This window comes from Sphaerisporangium sp. NPDC051011 (assembly GCF_040653595.1).
GTDB lineage: Bacteria > Actinomycetota > Actinomycetes > Streptosporangiales > Streptosporangiaceae > Sphaerisporangium.
The window spans coordinates 544,834-567,338 of the sequence record NZ_JBFAGG010000003.1; the positions used below are offsets into that span (position 1 = coordinate 544,834).

Below are 22,505 nucleotides of genomic sequence, written 5' to 3' on the forward strand. Positions count from 1 at the left end.
GGCCGTCCGGCGCTATGCCCGCTCGGCCGATCGGGTGTCGCTCATCGAATGGTGACGCGGTCGCCGCTCGGCGCGTGGACCGGGGAATTCTTCACCAGGTAGGACGCCAGCGCTCCCTGGTCGTCCTGCCCCCCGAGGTAGACGGTGGTGCTTCCCTGCCATCTCGGGAAGCCCTGCCAGCCGCCCATCAGGATGTAGGTGGCGGCGATTTTGATCACCTGGATGTCGGTCACCGGCGCGCCGTTCAGCGTGATCTCGGTGACCACACCGCCCTCCACCGTGTAGCGAAGTGAGGACGAGGGAGTGAGTACCCAGCCCGAGGGATTCTGGTACGCCAGCAACTGCTTGAGCTGCGCGCCGGTCATCGCGTTCACGTCCACGGCGAGCCCGGACGACTGGGTGGCACACACCTCCTCGTAGGTGACCGGCCCCGCGTTCAGGTCCGCGTGGATCCCGTACTTAGTGACCAGGGCGACCTCCGCGCCGGACATGTCCTTGACCGCGTCCAGGTAGGCATCGGCGACCAGCTCGGCCAGCGGGCCGCCACTGGCGGTCAGCGGGATGGTCTCGGCGGTCTCGCCGAACGTCTCCTCCTCGCCGGGCATCCCGCACTTGAAGTAGTAGAGGCTGTTGGATCTGAGGCCGTCCGGCTGCCTGATCTCGATCTGCACCGAGTACTTGCCCGGCCTCTCCCAGTCCCACTCCCAGTAGAGCGTCTCCAGTACGGTGCTGAACACGGCGCCGTGGTCGGCCGGCACGTTGACGGTCTTCCACCCATCGGTGCCGACGAGGCGGTACTGGACGACCTGCGCGCCGTCGGGAAGCCCCTCGAACGAGCCGTGGACCTTGAAGGTCACCGGGCACTTCGACGGGTTGGTCCGCTCGAAGAGGATGGTGACCTTCCCGACGAGGTTCTGCGCCGGCTCGTCACCCTCCCCGGGCGGCGGCGTGACGTCCTCCGCCACGGAGGCGGACACGGCGTTCCGGATGTCGCCCTTTTCGAGCGCACCTGCGGCATCCGCCGCCGGAACAAACACACCCGACATCAGGGCGATGACCGCCACCAGACCCGTGATTCGGCGGCCGTTTCCACGTAACAATCCCACTGTTTTCCTCTCCGGTGACCTGCGACAAGGAATAACGGTTCGGCCCGCTCCTTGGATGACCAGAGGCTAGCCTGGCCGACCGACAATTCCGCAGGAGCCGCAAGATGTGGAAGACGTGGGAGTAGGGGCGGCAAGCGGCGGCGGTTTTGTCGTACTCGGCTGCTATAGGGCAGTCGCGTCCTATGCGTCAGATGACATCACCGGCACGCATACAAGAGATTTTCCGCGGCGAGGGGCGAGCAGCCCCTCGCGGTGGAGGCGCGGGCAGGGTGGGCGGGAACCTCCTGCACCGATGATCCCTCGCACTGACCAGCCTGGCGTCCTTTTAGCGTGCATGAGAGCGGCAACATCGGCGCATACTGATAATGGCCCTGCGAACTTCGCGGCGGGCACATCGAAAAGCAGTACGAGTGACGCTTCCGCAAATCGGCAGGGCCCGCTAGAGGGACGCCGTGCGCGACGCGTATGCGCCCCGATGTTCATCCGAAAGTGTGCATCCAACAGGGAATGTCGCCGCGGACGCGAAATAGCCCGGCACCCGGCCACTGTTCCGGGCGGCTCCCGCCAGAGAGCGGCGGCGCGCACAGGGCTATGGGCCGGACGTGGCGTGCGGTGGTTCGGACGTGGGGGACGCGGCGGTGAGCTTGGCCGGATTCATCATCCACAGCACCTGGTCGATGCCCTGCGCCGAGGCGGTGACCGTGAGGACTGCGAGCACCTCTCCGTCGCGGCTCAGCAGCGCGGAGGTCTGCCCGTTCGTGCTCGCCCACGTCACCTCGACGCCGGCCCAGAAGCGGTCCGCGAACGCCCTGACGTACCTCGCCACCCGCGACGCCCCCACCACGGGGAAACGGGAGGCGCGCACGGCGCCGCCGCCGTCGGAGTAGCTGATCACGTCCGCGGCGAAGAGCTCTTCCAGCGCGGCTAGATCCCCGGCCCGGGCGGCGGTGACGAACGCCGTCAGCAGCCTGCGTTGGTCGGCCCTGGCCACGGGCGTGCGTCGTTCGACCAGTACGCGCTTGCGGGCCCTGCTGACGAGTTGGCGTACGGCCGCCTCGTTGAGCCGGGTGATGTCGGCGATCTGCCGGTAGGGGTACTCGAACGCCTCCCGTAGCACGTAGGCCGCCCGTTCCGTGGGCGTCAGCCTCTCCAGCAGAAGCAGGACCGCGAACTCCAGAGCCTCACCACGCTCCGCGCCGAGGTACGGATCCGCGGCGGTGTCGACCGGCTCGGGCAGCCATGGGCCGACGTAGGTCTCGCGGCGGGCGCGAGCGGACTGCGCGGCGTTGATCGCCAGCCGCGTGATCGTCGTCGCCAGGAACGCGGCCGGATTGTCCACCGTGGCGCGGTCGTAGGCCTGCCAGCGCAGCCAGGCGTCCTGCACCAGGTCCTCGGCCTCGGTGGCGCTGCCCAGCATCCGGTAGGCGATCCCGAACAGGCGCGGCCGTACTCCGGCGAAGACCTCCGCGGCCTGTTCGAGACCTTCCGGCCCGCCCGATCCGGCGTCCGCCACCGCCATCGCCCCCTGTCCCGCCGCCGCGCGCTCTCCGTCGATGGTCCCACCGGCGGGACCCCGTCCTGGACGGGCCCCGCCGCTGCGCGGTGCGTGGCGCGGGAGGATCAGCTTTGGATGGACTTGGTCTCGAGGTACTCCTCCAGGCCGTACCGGCCGAACTCGCGGCCGTTGCCGGACTGCTTGTACCCGCCGAACGGGGCGAGAACGTTCCAGTGGGCGCCGTTGACGTCGACCTGGCCGGTGCGCAGCCGGCGGGCGATCGCCATCGCGCGGTCGTGGCCGCCGAACACGGCGCCGGTGAGCCCGTACATCGTGCCGTTGGCGATCTCCACGGCCTGGTCGTCGGAGGTGTACGGGATGATGGTCAGGACGGGGCCGAAGATCTCCTCCTGCGCGATCACGGCGTCCGGCGCGACGCCGGCGAAGATGGTCGGCCGTGCGTACGCGCCTTCGGGGAGCCCGTCCGGCCGTCCGGGACCGCCGAAGACCAGTCGGGCGCCGTCGGCGACGCCCCGCCCGATGTACTCGTCGACGCGCCGCCGGTGCTGCTCGGAGGCCATGGGGCCGACCTGTGTGGCCTCGTCGGTGGGGTCGCCGACGACGTAGGTGGCGGCGGCGGCCACGGCCAGTTCGACCGCCTCGTCCTGCCGCGCGGCCGGGACCAGCATGCGCGGCCACCCACCGCAGACCTGGCCCCCGTTGGAGAAGGCCATGGCCACGCCACGGGTGACCGCCTCGGTGAGGTCGGCGTCGTCGAGGATGACGTTGGCGGACTTGCCGCCGAGTTCGAGCGCGACCCGCTTGACCGTGTGCGAGGCGGCGGCGGAGACCTGCCTGCCCGCACGGGTCGAGCCGGTGAACGACACCATGTCGATGCCGGGATGAGCCGCGATGGCGGCGCCGACGGTCGCACCCCTGCCATGGACGATGTTGAGCACGCCGGCGGGCAGCCCCGCCCCGGCGGTGATCTCGGCCAGGATCGCCGCCGTCAGCGGCGCGATCTCCGACGGCTTGAGGACCATGGTGTTGCCGGCCAGCAGGGCGGGCGCCATCTTGGCGACGACCTGCTGGAGCGGGAAGTTCCATGGCGTGATGGCTCCGACGACTCCGATCGGCTCGCGTACCACGAGCGAATGGCCGATCTGTTCCGTCCAGTCGAAAGTGGGGGCGAGCGCGGCGAAGGACTCCGCCACCGCGACCGGGAACGCCGCCTGTGCCATCCGGGACAGGGCGATGGGGGCGCCCATCTCGCTGGTGATCGTGGTGGCGATCTCGTCGGCCCGGCTTCGCAGCCCGTCCGCGACGCGGCCGACGATCCGTGCGCGTTCGGCGGGGTCGGTGGCGGCCCAGCCGGGGAAGGCCGCGGTCGCCGCGGCCACGGCCCGGTCGACGTCGGCCGCGGTGCCCTCGGGCACCTGGGCGATGACCTCATCGGTCGCCGGGTTCACCACGTCGATCATGAGGGTGGACCCGGCCACGGCCCGGCCACCGATCCAGTGGGCTTCTGCGTTCAGCGTTGATGTGCTCATGCGACGACCGTGGCAGCGGGGCGCGGCCGGAGGAATGTTCCCCCGGTCCGGGGCTCCGGCCGGGCTCCGGCCCCGCTTCGCCGATCCAGGGATCGGCGGAACATGGCTACGGGCTGCCTGCCCCGTGATATTCGATGGGGAAACATTCCTGGTCAGAGGGTGTTCTCCGAGCAGGAACGCCCGGGCGGTTCCGTGGCGCTCGCGCGGACCGCCGCCCGGGTGCCGGCGGTCGTACGGGTGGCCTCCCGCAGGCAGGTCCGTGTCCCGTTCGCCCGCTTCGACCACGCCAGAGGAGAACGACCATCGTGGACAGGATTCGACTCGCCGAGTTCCTGCGAAGCCGCCGGGAGGAGTTGCAGCCCGAGGACGTGGGGCTCCCTCGTGGCGGGCGGCGGCGTACGGGCGGGCTACGCCGGGAGGAGGTCGCCGTGCTATCCGACATGTCGGTCGACTACTACAGCAGGCTGGAGCAGCGACGCGGGCCCCACCCGTCGGAGCAGATGCTCGCCGCCCTCGCCCGCGGACTGCGCCTGTCCCTCGAGGAACGCGACCATCTGTTCCGGCTCGCCGGCTACGCCACCCCGCGGCGAATCCCGAGCGCCGATCACATCAACCCCGGCATGATGCGCATCTTCGACGGCCTGGAGGACGCCGCCGCCCAGGTCGTGAACCACCTCGGAGAGACGCTGAGGCAGACCCGGCTGTCGAAGGCGCTGATCGGCGATGAGACCCTCCGTACCGGGATGGCCCGCAGCGCGCACTACCGGTGGTTCACCGACCCCGCCGCGCGATCCATCTATCCCGACGACGACCACCCGGCGCACAGCAGGCTGATCGCGGCGAACCTGCACGGCATGTACACACGCGACCGCGAGGACCCGCGAGTGGCGGCGATCGTCGAGGCACTGCTCGCCGAGAGCGCCGAGTTCGCCGCGCTGTGGCGCGAGCACCCAGTCGCCGGCCTGTACTGCCCGCCCAAACGTGTCCGGCACCCGCGGCTCGGCCTGCTCGAACTGCACTGTCAGACCCTGGTCGATCCCGACCAGTCCCAGTCGCTCGTCGTCTACACCGCGCCCGCGGGCAGTGAGAGCCACGAGAAACTGCGCCTGCTGTCCGTCATCGGCGAGTACCCCGTTCAGGCAGGTCGGGGGAGTGATTTCGCCGGGCCTGTCACAGGCCGGAGGGCCGTCCTGCCTTAGTCGGCGGCCGAGGGCGACCAGGCGCCCCGGCGGGCGGGAAGGCTCGTCACGAAGATCGTGACAGTCGGCGGGACCGGCCTGATCGGGTCGAAGGTCGTGGCGAAGCCGACAGAGCAGGGTCACGAGGTCCACGTCCCGGGTGTCGGCGAAGGGCACGGCCGCGGTGGCGCTCTGCCGGATCCGCAGCGGCGATCGGCCGCGAGCCACGGGCAGGCGGGGGTGCTGGTTGCAGATTTTCTTAATTCTCTATAATCGCAACAACGGTGACGTGTCGGTGAGGAGGCGATGCCGGGTGGGACGTGGTCGTGCCAAGGCCAAGCAGGTGAAGGTCGCCCGTGCGTTGAAGTACAGCGGTGGCGGTGATCTGGAAGCGCTGCGGCGGGAGCTGGGCGTCGATGCGATGCCCGCCGCACACGCGGAGCCGGACGACGGCGTGAGCGAAGCGGACGCGGACCTGGACGCGGACGTCAACTTCGGCCTGGACGCGGAGCCGGGCCCGGATCGTGGAGGGAAGCCGGGCGCATGAGTGCCTTCGAGGAGAGCCTCCGGCAGCGGCTGGCGGCGGCGCGCCAGGCATCGGCCGCGGCGGAACGGGACGGCGATGACTTCGGCGTGCGGACGCATGCCGCGGAGGTGGAGGAACTGGAACGGCTGGCCGCCGCCCATGGTGTCGTCTTGGCACCCGAACCGGCGGCCGAACCCGCCGGCGAGAACGTCGAGGGCGTCGAGGGCGTCGAGGGCAGGGCCGTGTGATGCCGGTCCCGCTCTACCAGGCCAAGGCCGAGCTGTTCAAAACGCTCGGCCATCCGCTGCGCATCCGGGTGCTGGAACTGCTGTGTGAGGGACCGAAGCAGGTCCGGGAGCTGCTGGCCGCGATCGACGTGGAGGCGCCGAATCTGTCACAGCAGCTGGCGGTGCTGCGACGGGCGGGCCTGGTCACCGCCCGGCGGGACGGGACGACCGTCGTCTACGAGCTGGCCGGGGCGGACGTGTCGGAGATGATGCGGGCGGCCCGGCGGATCCTCACCGAGTTGCTGGCCGACCAGCATGAACTGCTCGCCGAGCTGGAGCAGGCGACGTGAGGCCGCAGGAAGTCGTGCGGCGGCTGCCGGACCTGCTGCCTGGACGGTCGGATTGGACCGCCGCGCGCCGCTCACCGGGTCGGGACCTGGTGGCGGGGCTGATCGTCGCGGTGGTGGCGTTGCCGCTGGCGCTGGCGTTCGGGGTCTCCTCCGGGCTCGGCGCCCAGGCCGGCTTGGTGACCGCCATCGTCGCCGGCGCGCTCGCGGCCATTTTCGGCGGCAGCAACCTGCAGGTGTCCGGCCCGACCGGTGCGATGACCGTCGTACTCGTCCCGATCGTGCACACCTACGGCACCAACGGCGTGCTGATGGTCGGGCTGCTGGCCGGGCTGCTGTTACTGGCCTTGGCCGCGCTGCGGGTGGGGCGCTTCGCCCAGCTCCTGCCGACCTCGGTGATCGAGGGGTTCACGGCCGGAATCGCCGTGGTCATCGCGCTGCAGCAGGTCCCCGCCGCGCTCGGCGTGGCGGCCGGAGGCGGTGAGAAGGTGTGGCAGGTCGCGGCCTCGGCCTTCGCGCGCTTCGCGGCCGATCCGACGCCGGTCGCGCCCGTCATGGCGTTGTCGGTGGCCGCTTTGATGCTGGCCGGCGCCCGGCTGCGCCCGGGTGTGCCGTTCTCTCTGCTCGGGGTCGCCGCCGCGACGCTGGGCGCTCAGGTGTTCTCGCTCGACGTCGCCCGGATCGGGACGCTGCCGGCCGGGCTGCCCGCCCCCTCGCTCGGTTTCCTCGATCCCGGCATGGTGGGAACGCTTCTGCCGTCCGCGCTGGCGGTGGCCGCGCTGGCGGCGCTGGAGAGCCTGTTGTGCGCCACCGTCGCCGACGGCATGAGCGTCGGCGAGAAACACGACCCCGACCGGGAACTGTTCGGGCAGGGCATCGCCAACCTCGCCACGCCCATCCTGGGCGGCGTGCCGGCGACCGCCGCGATCGCCCGAACCGCGGTGAACGTGCGCGCCGGGGCCCGGTCCCGGCTGGCCGCGCTCACCCACGCCGCCGTCCTCGCCGGCATCGTGCTCGCCGCCGGACCCCTGGTCGGCCGGATCCCGCTCGCGGCGCTCGCCGGGGTGTTGCTGGCCACCACCGTCCGCATGATCGAGGTCGGCTCGTTGCGCGCGCTGGCCCGCGCGACCCGCGGCGACGCCGTCGTGCTCGCCTTGACCTTCATCGTGACCGTCGTATTCGACCTCATCACCGCGGTGGCCGTCGGTCTCGGCCTGGCCGTGGTGCTCGCGCTCCGCGCGGTCGTCCGGACGTCCCGGCTCGAGCAGGTCCCGCTCGAGGCCGGTGACCACAGCGCGGAGGAACAGCGGCTGCTGAGCGAGCACATCGTCGCCTACCGGTTCGACGGGCCGCTGTTCTTCGCAGCCGCCCACCGCTTCCTGCTGGAGCTCTCCGAAGTCGCCGACGTCCGCGTGGTCATCTTGCGGATGTCACGGATCACCACCTTGGACGCCACCGGCGCCCAGATCCTCGGCGACGCCATCACCCGCATGGAACGCCGCGGCATCACCGTCCTGATCTCCGGCATCAAACCCGGGCACACCCAGGTCCTGGCCGCCCTCGGCATCGCCGACCACCTTCACCGCGACGGTCTGGTCTTCCCCGACACCCCCACCGCCATCACCCACGCCCGCACCCTCCTGCACCACCACGGATTGCTCCCCGCCTCCACCCCGGGAACCGATCGGACGGCCGTCAAGGCCGATCTCGGCCCGTAGGCGAGGCAAGGCCCGCCCGTGGCACTCAGTCCGGGGGCTCAACAGGGCGTCTCCTGGCCGATGTAGGCCAGGACGAGGAGGTGTCGCAGGTCGAGGGCGAGGTCGTACGGCCCCCAGATGGCGACCAGGATGAGCAGCGCGATCCCCACCGGCATGGCCGGCCACAAGCGCCGCCGCGGCCACCAGAGGCTGGTCTGCGCTCCCTCGCGGAACCGCTCCAGCGGCAATCCGGCGTAGGCGGCGAAGCCCCGCGAGCTGTGGCCGAAGACCTTCCGGCCACGGGCACGCTTGCCGCGCCATTCTTGCTTAGGTTAGGCTCAGCTAACTTCTACAGCACTGTAGTCGGAGTCGTGGCCAGGCTCCTCTTCTTTACTTTTATCAGGAGATCAGAAATGCGCAGGATTGGCCGGGCTCTGCTGGTCGCACTCGCCGCAACGCTCGGCGTGGCGGGCTGCGGAGGAACGGACGGCTCCAGCACGGCGAGTGCGCCCGCCTCCCCGGAAAAGGCCACGATCACGCTCTACAACGCCCAGCATGAGGACCTGATGAAGCTCATGGTGGACGCGTTCACCAAGGAGAGCGGGATCAAGGTGGACATGCGGTCGGGGGAGGACCCCGACATGGCCAACCAGATCGTCCAGGAGGGCTCGGCGTCCCCGGCCGACGTCTTCGTCACCGAGAACTCGCCGGCGATGACGCTGGTCGCGAGCAAGGGCGGCTTCGCCAAGGTCGACCCGGCGACGCTGGCGCAGGTCGGCAAGCAGTACGCCCCCTCGACCGGCGACTGGGTCGGGTTCGCGGCACGCTCGACGGTGTTCGCCTACAACTCCCAGCAGCTCAAGCAGGACGAGCTGCCCGCGTCGATCATGGATCTGGCCGATCCGAAGTGGAAGGGCAGGTTCGGCGTCGCCGCGGGCGGCGCGGACTTCCAGGCCATCGTCAGCGCCGTCCTCGCGGTCAAGGGCGAGGCCGCGACCGCTGAGTGGCTCAAGGGACTGAAGGCGAACGCGAAGATCTACCAGGGCAACGGGGCGGCGATGCGGGCCGTCAACGCCGGTGAGATCCAGGCGGCCGTTATCTACCACTACTACTGGTACCAGGACCGCGCCGAGGCCGGCACCAACAGCAAGAACGTCGAGCTGCACTTCTTCCCGGCCAAGGACGCCGGGGCGTTCGTGGGCGTCTCCGGCGCCGGCGTGCTCAAGTCCAGCAAGCACCCGGCCGAGGCGCAGGCCCTGGTGAAGTTCCTCACCGGCAAGAACGGCCAGCAGGTGCTGGCGGACAGCGACGCGCTGGAGTACTCGATCTCCTCCGAGGTGCCCACCAACCCGAAGCTCAAGCCGCTCGGCGAGCTCAGCCCGCCCGACATCGAGCTGTCCGCGCTCAACGGGCCCAAGGTGATCGAGCTGATGCAGCAGGCGGGCCTGCTCTGACCCGCACCGCCCTACGCGGGATCGCACGACGGAGGGTACGCCACGACGGGCCGTGCCCTCCGCTCCTGCTCGCCCTGTGCGCCTGGCGGCGTGTGCCATCGTTCTGGGCTTAGCCGACCAATTGGTCGTGGCGGCCTCATACCCGGCGATGCGGCATGCCCGAGCCGGAGGCCCTCACCCTCTCCAGGCGGACGGCCGAACGGGTGGTGCCTCGGGAACGCCCTTGGAACTTCTCACGCGATGAGGTGAGGGTCCGCGCATTACGTCGGGAGGCCGGTGAGCAGGAACGTCCGCCGGCCGCCCGGACCCCGACCGGCGAGGTGCCCGGGGGCACCTCGCCGGTGTGACCATCGACGCCGGCTCAGGTCAGGACGGTCTCGCCGATCCAGCCGTCCGGCCCGCATCCCGGCGGGATGACGAAGACGGCCGAGCCGATCGGCGTCGCCCAGGCGTTGAGCAGGTCGGCCTCGGCCAGGCGGCGCTGGATCGGGACGAACTGGCGGGCGACGTCGGCCTGAAAGGACGCGAACACCAGCCCGGAGTCCGCCACGCCGTCCCGGGTGACGCCCTCGTCGTAGTTGTAGACACGGCGCAGGATGCGTACGGCCGGATCCTCGGGACGGGCGCGGCGGATGTGGGCGTACTCCGAGATGACGGGGAACCCCGCTGGGCTGAGCCGCGTGAAGTCCGGTTCGTCGTGTTCGAGCCGCCCGGTCAGCGGAGCGCCGTCGGCCAGCTTGCGGCCGATGGTGAACTCCTTGGCGACGGTGTCGGCCTCGTCCCACTTCTCGAGGTTCGTACGGATCCGCCGGAGGACGAGGGTGGTGCCGCCGTCCGGTGCCCACACGATTCTCTCGAACTCCGGTGTGCCGGGGACCGGGTTGCCCGTCCCGTCGAGCTGGCCCATCACGTTGCGCTGGGTCAGGCCCGGTTTCTGGGAGTGCGCCGCCTGGCGGAAACCCCGCTGGGTCCAGCGGACCGTCGCGAACGAGCGGGCGTCCTTGACGATCATCCGCAGGGTGTGCGCGACGGTCAGCGGATCGTCCGCGCAGATCTGCACGAGCAGGTCGCCGCCGCTCCAGCGGGGTTCCAGCCGGTCGACGACGAACGCCGGCAAGCTGGCGGGCCGTCCGTCCACTTTCGCCGCCCCGTACAGGCCGGGGCCGAAGCCGAAGGTGACGGTCAGCCGCGCGGGCAGCAGCGCCAGGTGCGGCTCGGTGTCCGCCAGCGCCGGTCGGCCCTGGGTGAGCCGCCGGGCGTCGTCGGTGAGCAGCCGCAACAGCCGTGAGATCCCGTCCCGGTCCACTCCCTTCCGCAGGTCGAACCCGGCGAAGACGGCGTGCGCCTGGGGCAGGGTGGAGATCCCGGCCTGCCGAGGGCCGTGGAACGGCTCGGTGGCGGTGCCGTCGGTGACAGGGGTGCCCTCGGCGGCGTGCGCCCTGGACGTGGTGCCCGCGGCGACCGCGCCCGCCGCCATCGCGGCACCTCCGGTGAACAGGCGACGTCGCGTCAGCGCGGCCGTGGGGGTGATCCGGGCCGGTTGGTCAGCCATTGCCGCCGCCCATGTCCATGCCGCCCTGGTAGTCCTCGTTCCCGCCGGCGAAGTCCTTGCCGATGGCGGTGAAGGCGAAGGTGCCGCCGTCGGCGAGGGTGAGGGTGAAGGGGATCTCCGCGCCCGGCTTCACCTCTTCTGCGACGTCCATGAGCATGATGTGGTCGCCGCCGGGCTCCAGGACGTGGGTGCCGTGCGCGGGGATGACGAACCCGCCCTTCTTCGGCTGCATGACCATCTTGCCTTTGGACTCGACGACCTCGTGCAGTTCGATCTTGGGGGAGAGCGGCGTCGCGCCGGAGAGGACCGTGATGTCGGCGCCGGTGTTGTTGACGATGGTGCCGAACGCGGCGCTCATCCCCTTCTTGGCGGTCTTCACCCAGGGATCGGTGATGCTGAGCGCCGCGGTCGCCGAAGGGGAGGGGGCCGGGGTCGAGGAGGCGGCCACGGCGGGCGTCGTCGTCTCTGGGGAGGCGGTCTGGTCGGTTCCGCAGGCGGCGAGGACCACCAGACCGGCGATGACGACGATGGTACGGGAGAACATGGAAAAGGCCTTTCTGGTGCTGTGACACGATGTCGGGTCGGCGCGCACGCCGACGGCACCCCGCGGGCAGGCAGGGTGAGAGGAATCGTGAGTACCGCGCCGGAGCAGGCCGGAACAGGAAAGATCGGTAGGATCTCGCCGGATCTGGCAGGCTCAGGCGGAAGCGGTACGGACAGCGCCAGGCGGGCCGCGCCGGCCCATCTCATGGCCGAGCAGAACCGAGCGCACGACGATGCGCCGCTCGACTGGACGGACGACGACCGCGCTGTGGACGGGGTCGGGCGGAGCCGCGAAAGCGACGAGCAGCCGGACGGCGAGCCGCCGCAGCAGCGCCCACAGGACCGCCTCGCCGCGGGACAGCCACAGGGCCGTCAGCGCGACGGCCCATCCGTGCATGAGCAGCATGCCGAAGCCGGGCATCAACCCCGAGTGGGCATGGCCGTGATCGTGGGAGAGGACGGGGTCGACGGTGTGCGCCAGGGAGAACAGGGCGTGCAGCGCCGCCTGCGTCACGGCCAACGCTGAGATGATCACGACCTGCGTCCGCTCACGCCCGGCGAGGAACCACGCGGGCAGGAAGGACGTCCCCCAGGCGGCGAGCATCGCAAGGCTCGAGACGGATCCCCCCGCGAACCTGTGCGCGCCGATGCCGAGCATGATCGAGACCATCGCGAAGACGGCCGCCCTGAGGGCGCGAAGCGGGATCATGGCTGACATGGCGCCGCAATCATCCCATGCGACGATACCGCCCCCGATTCCGGTGTGGCCCGACCGTGAAGTCCGCGCGGGCCGACAGATGGCCGAGGCGGACATTTCGACGAGATTCGGCCCCGCGCCCGCGTACCGCGCGGCCTGAACGCCACACGTGGTGACCGCCCGCGGGCGCGTTCGTCGCTACAACGCGCGAAGCGCAGGGTCAGCCGGTCAGTTTGCGTAGGTCGAGGTCGATGTCCACCTCGAAGCCGATGTCGGTGCGCAGGTGGCCGCGGTGGATGCCTGTGGGGACGTACGCCCTGATGGCGGGGTCCAGCTCATAGGTGTACGCCACAGCGTCGCGCTCTTCCAGTTCGATGCGCCAGAGGAACTTGATCCCAGCATTCGAATACTTGATCGGTTTGGCGCTTCGATCCCGCTCTTCGGAGTCCGGCGAGACGACCTCGACGACGAGGTGAACCTCGTTGGGAGAGTACGAGGTCTTCGAGAGGTCTTCCAGCGCCTCCCTCTTGACCACCAGCACGTCGGGCTCGGGGCGCTGCCTCAACCCGAGGGTCACCGACATCTCGCGGGCGACGGCCAGGTCTTCCGGAGGCCGGATGCCGAACTCTCGGTCGATGAGCAAGTTGATCATCAGCATATGGAACTGCGTCTGGGGGGACATCACGATGAGGGACCCGTCGATCAGTTCGACGCGCCGGGGGGCGTCTGGGGGAAGGTGATCCAGCATGTCGGCGGTCCACCCGTCCTTCGGCCCCGGGTAGAACCACTCGGGGAAAGCCGTGGTCATCCGGTGATCTCCTTCCTGCTGACGATCGGACCTTACGCGACACCCCTATCTTGCCACTCTCTGTAGTCTCACCGTGACGACCGGGATGCCCCACGTTCCCACGATCAACCGCGCAGGCCCGCAAGGCGGTCGTCCATGGGAAGAAGGGCCCGGAACGGGGAGGGCTGATAGGGGCAGGCTCCTCCGAAACGTGGACCGGTCCTTCCGCACTTCAGAGAGGTGCCGGGTGAAGTGTTGAGCTCTAAGGTGCGGGTGCGCAGGTGAGGGCTCGGGAGGTTCTGTCGCTGCTTCGGGAAGTGGGGGTGCGGGCGGGGTGGGGTCAGGCGCCGGGGCGGAGGGCTCTGAGGGGGCCGGGGTCGGTTATCAGCGGGGGGTGCCAGCCCATGTCGGGGGTGTGGCGGCGGACGATCTTGGCAGGGACGCCCGCGATGACGCAGTGGTCGGGGAACTCGCTGTTCACGACGGCGCCGGCCGCGACCACCGACTGCCGTCCGATGCGCGTGCCGGGCAGGATGATGGCGCCGGTGCCGAGCCATGAGCCGGCCCCGATGGCCACCGGCTTGTTGCGTGGCCACTGCCGTCCGATGGGCGTGTCGGGGTCGTCGTAGACGTGGTTCTGGTCGGTGATGTAGACGTACGGGCCGGCGAAGACGTCGTCGCCGATGTCGATGGAGTGGTGGCCGACGATGTGGCTGCCCCGCCCGATCGAGCAGCCGCCGCCGATGCGGACGATCGAGTCCGGGCCGAGGTCGACGCCCGGACCCATGCCCGCCGAGATGGAGACGCGCTCGCCGATCAGCGTGTGGTCGCCGATCTCGATCCACGCCTCGCCGAAGATCGCCCCGGGGGGAAAGGAGATGCACGCGCCCTCGCCGAGCCGGCGGAACCGATACCCGGCGGGGGTGCTGGGGGTGATCGTGCCGGAGACCCGTACGGCGGCCCACGCGCGGTGGACGAGACCGCCGAAGATCCGGCGTACAGCATCACGGGGTGACATAACCGGAAAAGTTACCGCTTGGTTAGCATGCTGGGAACGGACGCCCGGGTGATGTTCGGGCACTTCGCAAGCGCGCTTTGATATTCTGAGAGCCCGTGGACACGCGGTCGCCCGTCGGACGGCCACGCCTACAACGGACCCACGGGAGAACCTCCTTGCGCAGCGCCGCAAACACCAAGCATCTGTTCGTCACGGGAGGCGTCGCCTCCAGTCTCGGCAAAGGGCTCACTGCCTCGAGTCTGGGGCGTCTGCTGAAGCTTCGCGGCCTGCGGGTCACCATGCAGAAGCTGGATCCCTACCTCAACGTCGACCCCGGAACGATGAACCCGTTCCAGCACGGTGAGGTGTTCGTCACAGACGACGGCGCCGAGACCGACCTCGACGTAGGCCACTACGAGCGATTCCTCGACACCGAGCTGCACGGCTCGGCCAACGTCACCACCGGCCAGGTGTACTCGAACGTCATCGCCAAGGAGCGCCGCGGCGAGTACCTCGGCGACACCGTCCAGGTGATCCCCCACATCACCAACGAGATCAAGGACCGTATCCGCGGCATGGCCGGCCCTGACGTCGACGTGGTGATCACCGAGGTCGGCGGCACCGTCGGCGACATCGAGTCGCTGCCGTTCCTGGAGGCCGTGCGCCAGGTCCGCCACGAGGTCGGCCGCGACAACGTCTTCTTCCTGCACGTCTCGCTCCTGCCGTACATCGGGCCGAGCGGCGAACTGAAGACCAAGCCCACCCAGCACTCCGTCGCGGCGCTGCGCAGCATCGGCATCCAGCCCGACGCGATCGTCTGCCGCTCCGACCGTCCCATCACCACCTCGCTCAAGCGCAAGATCAGCCTGATGTGCGACGTGGACGAGGACGCGGTGGTGTCGGCCGTGGACGCGCCGAGCATCTACGACATCCCCAAGGTGCTCCACTCCGAGGGCCTGGACGCCTATGTCATCCGCCGTCTCGGCCTGCCCTTCCGCGACGTCGACTGGCACGAGTGGGACCAGCTCCTGCGCCGGGTCCACCGCCCGGCCAAGGAGGTCACGGTCGCGCTGGTCGGCAAGTACATCGACCTGCCGGACGCCTACCTGTCGGTGACCGAGGCGCTGCGGGCGGGCGGGTTCGCGTGCGACGCGCGGGTCAACATCCGCTGGGTCCAGAGCGACGACTGCGAGACCCCCGAGGGCGCCGCGCGCGAGCTGGACGGCGTGGACGGGGTGCTGATCCCCGGAGGGTTCGGCGTGCGCGGCATCGAGGGCAAGGTCGGGGCGATCCGGCACGCCCGCGAGCGGCTGATCCCGCTGCTCGGCCTGTGTCTGGGCATGCAGTGCATGGTCATCGAGGCGGCCCGCAACCTCGCGGGCATCGAGGGCGCCAACAGCGCCGAGTTCGACCCGGAGACCCCGCACCCGGTGATCTCCACGATGGCCGACCAGCAGGACGTCGTCGCCGGTGAGCGCGACATGGGCGGCACCATGCGGCTCGGCCTGTACCCGGCCAGGCTGGCGGAGGGGTCGATCGTCCGCGGCCTGTACGGCACGGCCGTCGCCGACGAGCGCCACCGGCACCGCTACGAGGTCGGCAACGCCTACCGGGAGCCGCTGGAGCGGGTCGGGATGGTCTTCTCGGGGCTGTCGCCCGACGGCCGCCTGGTCGAGTACGCCGAGCTGGACGCGGAGACGCACCCGTTCTTCGTGGGCACCCAGGCGCACCCGGAGTTCCGCTCGCGCCCGACCCGCCCGCACCCGCTGTTCCGCGGCCTGATCGAGGCGGCTTTGACGTACGCCGACGTGCGCGAGAGGGTCACCAAGGTCGGCCGTACGGCGTGAGCGGCGGCCACGCCCCGGCGGGAAACCGGGGCACCATCGACGGCGGAACTCGATCATGGGGGATGGCAGCGTGAGCGCAGTGGACGGCGAGACCTCGCGACCCACCGCCGAGGACGTGCGGGACGTCCCGGCGTCGTGGGAGGTCGTCGAGGGCACGGAGCACTTCAGGGCACGGGTGATCACCGTGCGCACCGACCGGGTGCGCATGCCCGGAGACCAGATCGCCGACCGCGACTACATCGTGCACCCCGGCTCGGTGGCCGTGGTCGCCCTGGACGAGCAGGACCGGGTGCTGCTGCTGCGGCAGTACCGCCACCCCGCCCGGCGGCTGCTGTGGGAGCTGCCGGCGGGCATCCGCGACGTCCAGGGCGAGCCGCTGGTCGACTGCGCCGCCCGGGAGCTGGCCGAGGAGGCCGGCTACCGCGCCAAGAACTGGCACACCCTGATCGACATCTACACCTCGCCCGGCTGCAGCGACGAGCGCATCCGCGTCTTCCTCGCCCGTGACCTGGAGGAGATCCCCGAGGAGGAGAACGGGTTCGTCCGCATGCACGAGGAGGTCGACATGCCGGTCGTCTGGGTGCCGCTGGCGGACGCGGTCCACCGGGCACTGACCGGAATGATCCACAACGCACCGGCCGTCGCGGGTATTCTCGCCGCGTACGCCGCTTTGCCGGACGGCTTCGCCTCCTTGCGTCCCGCCGACGCCGAGGAGGCCTGACAGGAGGTTCCGTCCTGCGCCCCCACGCCGACCCCGAGGCCGTGATCGCCGGTTACCTCGCCCACCTCGCGGCCGAGCGGGGGCTGGCGGTCAACACGCTGGCCTCCTATCGGCGTGACCTGCGGCGCTACCGGGACCACCTGCGGTCGCGCGCCCGCGCGTCCGTCTCCGAGGTGGACGAGGCGGACGTGCTGGCCTTCCTGACCGCGCTGCGGGAGGGCGACGGCGACCACTCCGCCCTCGGGGCCGGCTCGGCCGCCAGGGCCGTCTCGGCGGTGCGCGGCCTGCACCGCTTCGCCGTCCGCGAGGGGTTCGCGGCCCACGACCCCGCGCGGGGCGTGCATCCGCCGAGCAGGCTGCGCCACCTGCCGAAGGCGATCGGCGTGGCCGAGGTCGAGCGGCTGATCGCGGCCGCCGGGCCGGACGACGGGCCGCTGGCCCACCGCAACCGCGCCCTGCTGGAGGTGTTGTACGGCACGGGCGCGCGGATCTCCGAGGCCGTCGGGCTGGCGGTGGACGATGTCGAGGCCGGGGTCGGGGGCGGGGTCGAGGGCGGCCAGGTGTGGCTGCGCGGCAAGGGCGGCCGGGCGCGGGTCGTCCCGCTCGGCAGGTTCGCGGGGGAGGCCCTGCGCGCCTACCTGCACCGGGGCCGCCCGCTGCTCTGCCCGCGCGGGCGCGACACCCCGGCACTGTTCCTGAACGCCCGGGGCGGTCGCCTCACCCGCCAGGGGGCCTGGGAGGTCCTGCGGTCGGCGGCGGAGCGCGCCGGACTCGACGGCGTGTCCCCGCATATGTTGCGTCATTCGTTCGCAACTCACCTCCTTGACGGAGGAGCGGACGTTAGGGTTGTCCAGGAACTGCTCGGCCACGCCTCGGTGACGACCACCCAGGTCTACACCCTGGTCGGGGTCGACAGGCTCCGAGAGGCGTACGCGGCGGCCCGTCCGGGGGCTCGGCAGCCAACTTCATAGCTCTAGGGCGCGTCGCCTTGCCGCATACGTGCCGACCCCATAGTGTCCGTCCGGACGGTCCGGTTCGGGGCCGTCAGGGAGGTTCAACTGGTGACGACCACAGACGCTTCAATCCGGGGGATCGCCGCCCCTGCCGTCCCCGACGGCTCCTGGGGCGACACCAGGAACGAGGGGCTCCTCGGTCCCACCGGGCGTCCGCGTCCCGTCTTCCCGGAGCCGGTCCCGTCGGCCACGCACGGTCCCGCGCGGGTCGTGGCGATGGTCAACCAGAAGGGCGGGGTCGGCAAGACCACCACGACGATCAACCTCGGCGCCTCGCTCGCCGAGTGCGGCCAGCGCGTGCTGCTCGTCGACTTCGACCCCCAGGGCGCCCTGTCGGTCGGGCTGGGCATCGACCCGCGCCCGCTGGAGGCCACGGTCTACGACCTGATCATGGAGGAGCCCGACGTCACCGCCGAGGACGTCCTCCTGGCGACCAGCGTCGAGGGCATGGATCTCCTGCCGAGCAACATCTTCCTGTCCGGCGCCGAGATCCGGCTCGTCAACGAGGTCGCCCGCGAGTACGCGCTGGGCCGGGCCCTGGAGCCGCTGCTCCCGCACTACGACATCTGCCTCATCGACTGCCAGCCGTCGCTCGGCCTGCTCGCGGTGAACGCGCTGACCTGCGCCCACAGCGTGATGGTGCCGCTGGAGTGCGAGTTCTTCGCGCTGCGCGGCGTCGCCCTGCTGATGGAGTCGATCACCAAGGTCCAGGAGCGCCTCAACAAGGACCTGGAGATCGACGGCATCCTGGCCACGATGTACGACCCGCGCACGCTGCACGCGCGTGAGGTGCTGCAGACGATTATGCAAGGTTTCGGGGACAAGGTCTTCCACACCGTGATCAACCGGACCGTCCGCTTCCCGGACGCCACGCTCGCCGGCGAGCCGATCACCCAGTTCGACCCCGCGTCGATGGGCGCGACCGCCTACCGCGAGCTGGCCCGCGAGGTCCTCTCCCGCTGGTCCCAGGACGCCTGAGCCGCGCACGGCCGGCGGGGCGCCGGGCGCGTCCGCCTCGCGTGCCGGCGGCCCGCGGGATCCCGCGACATGCGTGACCGTCCGCTCGCGTGACGTGCGCGGCGGCCCGTGTGCGGGACAATGGAACGGTGACCGAACAGCCCGCGACCGGCCAGGCAGCCAGGCCCGACGCCTTCCAGGTGCACCTGGAGGTCTTCGAGGGGCCGTTCGACCTGCTGCTCGGGCTGATCGCCAAGCACAAGCTGGACATCACCGAGGTGTCCCTGCACCAGGTGACCGACGAGTTCATCGCCCACATCCGCTCGCGCGGCCGCGAATGGGATCTCGACCAGGCGAGCCACTTCCTGCTGGTGGCCGCCACCCTGCTCGACCTGAAGGCCGCGAGGCTCCTGCCCACCGGCGAGGTCGAGGACGAGGAGGACCTGGCGCTGCTGGAGGCCCGCGACCTGCTGTTCGCCCGCCTGCTGCAGTACCGCGCGTACAAGGAGGTCGCCAAGGTCTTCTCCGGCCGCATGGCCGAGGAGGCCCTGCGCTTCCCCCGGGTGGTGCCGATGGAGGCCCGGTTCGCCGGCCTGCTGCCCGAGCTCGTGCTCGGCGTCGGGCCGGAGCGGCTCGCCAAGATCGCGATGAGGGCCTTCACGCCCAAGCTGCCGCCCTCGGTGTCGACCGCGCACATCTATCAACCGGTCGCCAACGTCCGCGAGCAAGCGGCTATCCTGGTCGCACGGCTCCGGCGCGTGCGCAGGGCGACGTTCCGGGCTCTGACCGCCGATTGCGCGGGCACGTTCGAGGTCATCGCGCGCTTCCTCGCCATCCTGGAGCTGTTCCGGGAGGCCGCGGTCTCCTTCGAGCAGATAGAACCGCTCGGAGATCTGCACGTGATCTGGACGGGCGCCGACGACGGGGACATCGCGGTGGCCGACGACTACGACGAGGGCGCTCCGCGCGCGGAGGGCCCGGAAGGCCATGAGGGCGAGGCGGGCGGCGAGCGCGCCGGCCGGGAGAGCGAAGATGCAGCCGATGAATCCTGAGGACGCCGAGCGCGTCCGGGACGACCAGGACGACCAGGACGGTCAGGACGCCGCGCACGCCGCGGAGCCGGGGCCGGGCCTGCGCGCGGCCCTGGAGGCGATCCTGCTCGTCGTGGACGAGCCGGTCGCCGAGGTGACGCTCGCGCAGGTGCTGGAACGCCCCTCGCGCGAGGTCGCCGAGGCCCTGCGGGAGCTGTCGGCGGAATACACCCGGGACGGCCGGGGTTTCGATCTTCGAGAGGTGGCCGGAGGCTGGCGTTTCTACACGCGGGCCGACTACGCCGCCCACGTGGAGCGGTTCGTCCGCGACGGCCAGCAGACGCGGCTGACGCAGGCCGCCCTGGAGACCCTCGCGGTCGTGGCCTACCGCCAGCCGGTGAACCGCGCCCGCGTCGCCGCCATCCGAGGCGTCAACAGCGACGGTGTCATGCGCACGCTCGTGGCGCGCGGCCTCGTGGAAGAGGCCGGCACCGATCCCGAGAGCCAGGCGGTGCTGTACCGCACGAGCTCGTACTTCCTGGAGAGGCTGGGCTTGCGGAGTCTCGACGAGCTCCCCGCGATCGCCCCGTTTCTCCCCGACGACGTGGAAACCTTAGAGGAGCAACAGAAGTGAACAACAGGCGTGGTACCCCGTCCGGTGATGGACGCGGTCGAGGACGCGGCGACGCCCCCGGGGCCCGGGGAGGTGCCGGGCCGCGCGGTGGCTCCGGTGGCTCCGGTGGCTTCCGCGGAGGATCTTCCCGGGGAGGCGCCCGGGGCGGGTTCCGTGGCGCGGGCGACCGTCGCGACGCCTTCCGCTCGGACGAGCGGCGCGGCACCGGCGACCGGGGTGCGGCCAGAGGGGGACGCGGCGCGGCCGGGTCCTCCCGTGACGATGACCGTGACTTCCGCTCGCGCGACGACTCCCGGTCCTTCGAGGGCGGTCCGCGCAGCGGGTCGTCCGGGTTCGGCGGGCCCCGTGGCGGTTCTTCGGGATACGGAGGCTCGCGGGGCGGGTCGCCCTCCGGCGGCTCGCGTGGCGGGTCGTCCGGGTTCGGCGGGTCCCGTGGTGGCTCATCCTCCTACGGCGGGGCACGGGGAGGTTCCCCGGGCGCGTCCCGCAGCCGGTACGGCAGGCCGGACGAGGGGCGTGGCCCCTCCATCCGCGCAGGCCGGGGTGGCTCGTCCGGCGACGACCGTCGTCCGGGCTCTTACGGCGACGACCGCAGGGGCGGGTTCCGCGCGGACCGCGAGGGTTCCTCGGGCGGATTCCGCGGTGGCCGCGAGGGTTCCTCGGGGGGGTTCCGCGCGGACCGCGAGGGTTCCTCCGGCGGGTACCGCGGTGGTCGCGAGGGCACGTCCGGCGACCGCCGTGGCGGGTTCCCCGGTGGTAGCGAGGGCGCGTCCCGCGAGGGACGCGGCGGCTACGGCGGCGACCGCGGTGAGAGCCGTGGCGGGTACGGCGGCGACCGCGGTGATGGGCGGAGGTTCGGCGGGGCGCGGGAGTCGTCCTACGGTGGGCGCCCGGCGTTCCGCGGTCGGGACGACGAGCGCCCACCCTTCCGGGCAGACCGGGGCGGCTCGCGCGAGCGGTACGGCCGCGACGAGACCGTCCGCGACAGGCCCGTCCGCGACCGTTTCGAGTCCCGCTCCGAGTCCCGCTCAGAGTCGCGTTACGAGGACGCGTCCCGTGGCGGATCCGGCGGGCGCTACGAGCGCGGCGACCGGCGTGACGAGGTGCAGACCATCGGAGGCGCCCCCGGCGGCTCACGCGGGCGGTACGGCCGCTCCGAGCAGGGTCGTGGAGCCGCGGCGGCCGGGCGCGCGGGTTCGGGCCGGACGGGGGCCGGAGCGCGGCGCCCCGGCGCGGGCGGCGCGGGTGGCGAGGGCCGCGGCGGGCGTCCCCAGGCGCCCCGGGCCGGGCGCGGTGGCGCGTTCAAGAACGCGCGCCAGCCGCTGCGCGACCCCGCCTTCTTCCCCGCCGACTACACAGACGAGCGCGACACCACCGAGGTGCCGGACGGCGTGCGGCTGCAGAAGGTCCTCGCCGCCGCCGGCGTCGCGGCCCGGCGCACCTGCGAGGAGATGATCGGCGAGGGCCGCGTCACCGTGGACGGCCAGGTCGTGCGCCGCTTCGGCGCCCGGGTGGACCCCGCCAAGCAGGTCATCCACGTCGACGGCAAGCGCATCCCCACCGCCCCCGACCAGGTCTACTTCGCGATCAACAAGCCCATCGGCGTCATCAGCACGATGTCCGACCCCGAGGGTCGCCCGTCCCTGGCCGACTACGTGGCCGACCGCACCGAGCGGCTCTTCCACGTCGGCCGGCTGGACACCGAGACCGAGGGCCTGATCATCCTCACCAACGACGGCGAGCTGGCCCACCGGCTGACGCACCCGAGCTTCGGGGTGCAGAAGAAGTACTGGGCGAAGGTTCCGGGCCCGATCCCGCGCGATCTCGGCCGGCGGCTGAAGAACGGCGTCGAGCTGGAGGACGGCCTCGTCAAGGCGGACGAGTTCAAGATCGTCCAGGAGCACGGGCAGCAGGCGCTGGTGGAGGTCGTCCTGCACGAGGGCCGCAAGCACGTCGTGCGCCGCATGCTGGAGGCAGAGGGGCACCCGGTGATCGACCTGGCCCGCATCGAGTTCGGGCCGGTCAAGCTCGGGAGGCTCAAGGCGGGCACGATGCGCGCACTCACGCTCAAGGAGGTCGGCGACCTTTACGCGGTCGTGGGACTGTAACCTGATCGGAAAGATGAAGCCGGTCCGGACACGCCGGG

The 22,505-nt window shown here is 71.2% G+C and carries 21 protein-coding genes; 13 read left to right on the forward strand and 8 right to left on the reverse strand.

Translation table 11 applies throughout. The features are described from left to right. Positions 1 to 41: 41 nt before the first annotated feature. The 3 genes from AB0H21_RS09720 to AB0H21_RS09730 form a co-directional block, all read right to left on the reverse strand. The gene (locus AB0H21_RS09720; protein ID WP_358513949.1) at positions 42 to 977 is read right to left on the reverse strand and encodes a 5'-nucleotidase; all 936 of its coding nucleotides are present in this window, start codon (positions 975 to 977) and stop codon (positions 42 to 44) included. 718 nt (positions 978 to 1,695) lie between these two features. After that, the gene (locus AB0H21_RS09725; protein ID WP_358513951.1) at positions 1,696 to 2,625 is read right to left on the reverse strand and encodes an RNA polymerase sigma-70 factor; all 930 of its coding nucleotides are present in this window, start codon (positions 2,623 to 2,625) and stop codon (positions 1,696 to 1,698) included. 101 nt (positions 2,626 to 2,726) lie between these two features. Then, positions 2,727 to 4,151, reverse strand: coding sequence for an aldehyde dehydrogenase family protein (locus AB0H21_RS09730; RefSeq protein WP_358513953.1), 1,425 nt, complete (start codon positions 4,149 to 4,151; stop codon positions 2,727 to 2,729). Positions 4,152 to 4,456: 305 nt separating this feature from the next. Between AB0H21_RS09730 and AB0H21_RS09735 the strand changes: the two genes are divergently transcribed. The 6 genes from AB0H21_RS09735 (at position 4,457) to AB0H21_RS09760 (ending at position 9,580) form a co-directional block, all read left to right on the forward strand. Continuing rightward, positions 4,457 to 5,350, forward strand: coding sequence for a helix-turn-helix transcriptional regulator (locus tag AB0H21_RS09735; protein WP_358513955.1), 894 nt, complete (start codon positions 4,457 to 4,459; stop codon positions 5,348 to 5,350). Between the two features lie 292 nt (positions 5,351 to 5,642). Beyond that, positions 5,643 to 5,876: a DUF3073 family protein gene (locus AB0H21_RS09740; RefSeq protein WP_358513957.1), complete on the forward strand. Its 234-nt coding sequence runs from the start codon at positions 5,643 to 5,645 to the stop codon at positions 5,874 to 5,876. After that, positions 5,873 to 6,103 (forward strand): hypothetical protein, encoded by a 231-nt coding sequence (locus tag AB0H21_RS09745; RefSeq protein WP_358513959.1) that lies wholly within the window; start codon positions 5,873 to 5,875, stop codon positions 6,101 to 6,103. The genes AB0H21_RS09740 and AB0H21_RS09745 overlap by 4 nt, the downstream gene beginning before the upstream one ends. Next, a complete protein-coding gene (locus AB0H21_RS09750) occupies positions 6,103 to 6,432 on the forward strand; it encodes a metalloregulator ArsR/SmtB family transcription factor (RefSeq protein ID WP_358513961.1) in 330 nt (109 codons plus the stop codon). The genes AB0H21_RS09745 and AB0H21_RS09750 overlap by 1 nt, the downstream gene beginning before the upstream one ends. Further along, positions 6,429 to 8,147: a SulP family inorganic anion transporter gene (locus AB0H21_RS09755; protein WP_358513963.1), complete on the forward strand. Its 1,719-nt coding sequence runs from the start codon at positions 6,429 to 6,431 to the stop codon at positions 8,145 to 8,147. The genes AB0H21_RS09750 and AB0H21_RS09755 overlap by 4 nt, the downstream gene beginning before the upstream one ends. Positions 8,148 to 8,539: 392 nt before the next feature. After that, positions 8,540 to 9,580 (forward strand): iron ABC transporter substrate-binding protein, encoded by a 1,041-nt coding sequence (locus tag AB0H21_RS09760; RefSeq protein WP_358513965.1) that lies wholly within the window; start codon positions 8,540 to 8,542, stop codon positions 9,578 to 9,580. A 361-nt stretch (positions 9,581 to 9,941) separates the two neighbouring features. Here the strand turns inward: AB0H21_RS09760 and AB0H21_RS09765 are convergent, their stop codons facing one another. From AB0H21_RS09765 to AB0H21_RS09785, 5 genes are all read right to left on the reverse strand, one after another. Further along, positions 9,942 to 11,132 carry a Dyp-type peroxidase gene (locus AB0H21_RS09765; protein ID WP_358513967.1) on the reverse strand — a complete coding sequence of 397 codons (1,191 nt, stop codon included), beginning with the start codon at positions 11,130 to 11,132 and terminating at the stop codon, positions 9,942 to 9,944. Further along, positions 11,125 to 11,676: a copper chaperone PCu(A)C gene (locus AB0H21_RS09770; protein ID WP_358513969.1), complete on the reverse strand. Its 552-nt coding sequence runs from the start codon at positions 11,674 to 11,676 to the stop codon at positions 11,125 to 11,127. The genes AB0H21_RS09765 and AB0H21_RS09770 overlap by 8 nt, the downstream gene beginning before the upstream one ends. Before the next feature lie 153 nt (positions 11,677 to 11,829). Continuing rightward, entirely contained in the window at positions 11,830 to 12,384 is a 555-nt protein-coding gene (locus tag AB0H21_RS09775; protein ID WP_358513971.1) for an MFS transporter, read from the reverse strand. Between the two features lie 208 nt (positions 12,385 to 12,592). Then, positions 12,593 to 13,180: a Uma2 family endonuclease gene (locus tag AB0H21_RS09780; protein ID WP_358513973.1), complete on the reverse strand. Its 588-nt coding sequence runs from the start codon at positions 13,178 to 13,180 to the stop codon at positions 12,593 to 12,595. 319 nt (positions 13,181 to 13,499) lie between these two features. Continuing rightward, positions 13,500 to 14,177, reverse strand: a complete 678-nt coding sequence (locus AB0H21_RS09785; protein ID WP_358513975.1) for an acyltransferase — start codon at positions 14,175 to 14,177, stop codon at positions 13,500 to 13,502. A 155-nt stretch (positions 14,178 to 14,332) separates the two neighbouring features. Here AB0H21_RS09785 and AB0H21_RS09790 point away from each other — a divergent pair, with 155 nt between their 5' ends. From AB0H21_RS09790 to AB0H21_RS09820, 7 genes are all read left to right on the forward strand, one after another. Then, on the forward strand, positions 14,333 to 16,003 hold the full coding sequence (locus tag AB0H21_RS09790) for a CTP synthase (RefSeq protein ID WP_358513977.1): 1,671 nt from the start codon (positions 14,333 to 14,335) through the stop codon (positions 16,001 to 16,003). Between the two features lie 79 nt (positions 16,004 to 16,082). Then, positions 16,083 to 16,724, forward strand: coding sequence for an NUDIX hydrolase (locus AB0H21_RS09795; protein ID WP_358514242.1), 642 nt, complete (start codon positions 16,083 to 16,085; stop codon positions 16,722 to 16,724). Between the two features lie 41 nt (positions 16,725 to 16,765). Then, on the forward strand, positions 16,766 to 17,695 hold the full coding sequence (locus AB0H21_RS09800) for a tyrosine recombinase (protein WP_358513979.1): 930 nt from the start codon (positions 16,766 to 16,768) through the stop codon (positions 17,693 to 17,695). Positions 17,696 to 17,785: 90 nt separating this feature from the next. Continuing rightward, positions 17,786 to 18,715, forward strand: coding sequence for an AAA family ATPase (locus AB0H21_RS09805; protein WP_358513981.1), 930 nt, complete (start codon positions 17,786 to 17,788; stop codon positions 18,713 to 18,715). A gap of 128 nt (positions 18,716 to 18,843) precedes the next feature. Continuing rightward, positions 18,844 to 19,746 carry a segregation/condensation protein A gene (locus tag AB0H21_RS09810; RefSeq protein ID WP_358513983.1) on the forward strand — a complete coding sequence of 301 codons (903 nt, stop codon included), beginning with the start codon at positions 18,844 to 18,846 and terminating at the stop codon, positions 19,744 to 19,746. Then, positions 19,736 to 20,359 carry an SMC-Scp complex subunit ScpB gene (scpB, locus tag AB0H21_RS09815; RefSeq protein ID WP_358513985.1) on the forward strand — a complete coding sequence of 208 codons (624 nt, stop codon included), beginning with the start codon at positions 19,736 to 19,738 and terminating at the stop codon, positions 20,357 to 20,359. Before AB0H21_RS09810 ends, scpB begins: the two co-directional genes overlap by 11 nt. After that, positions 20,356 to 22,467 (forward strand): pseudouridine synthase, encoded by a 2,112-nt coding sequence (locus AB0H21_RS09820; protein ID WP_358513987.1) that lies wholly within the window; start codon positions 20,356 to 20,358, stop codon positions 22,465 to 22,467. Before scpB ends, AB0H21_RS09820 begins: the two co-directional genes overlap by 4 nt. The last annotated feature ends 38 nt before the right edge of the window (positions 22,468 to 22,505 follow it).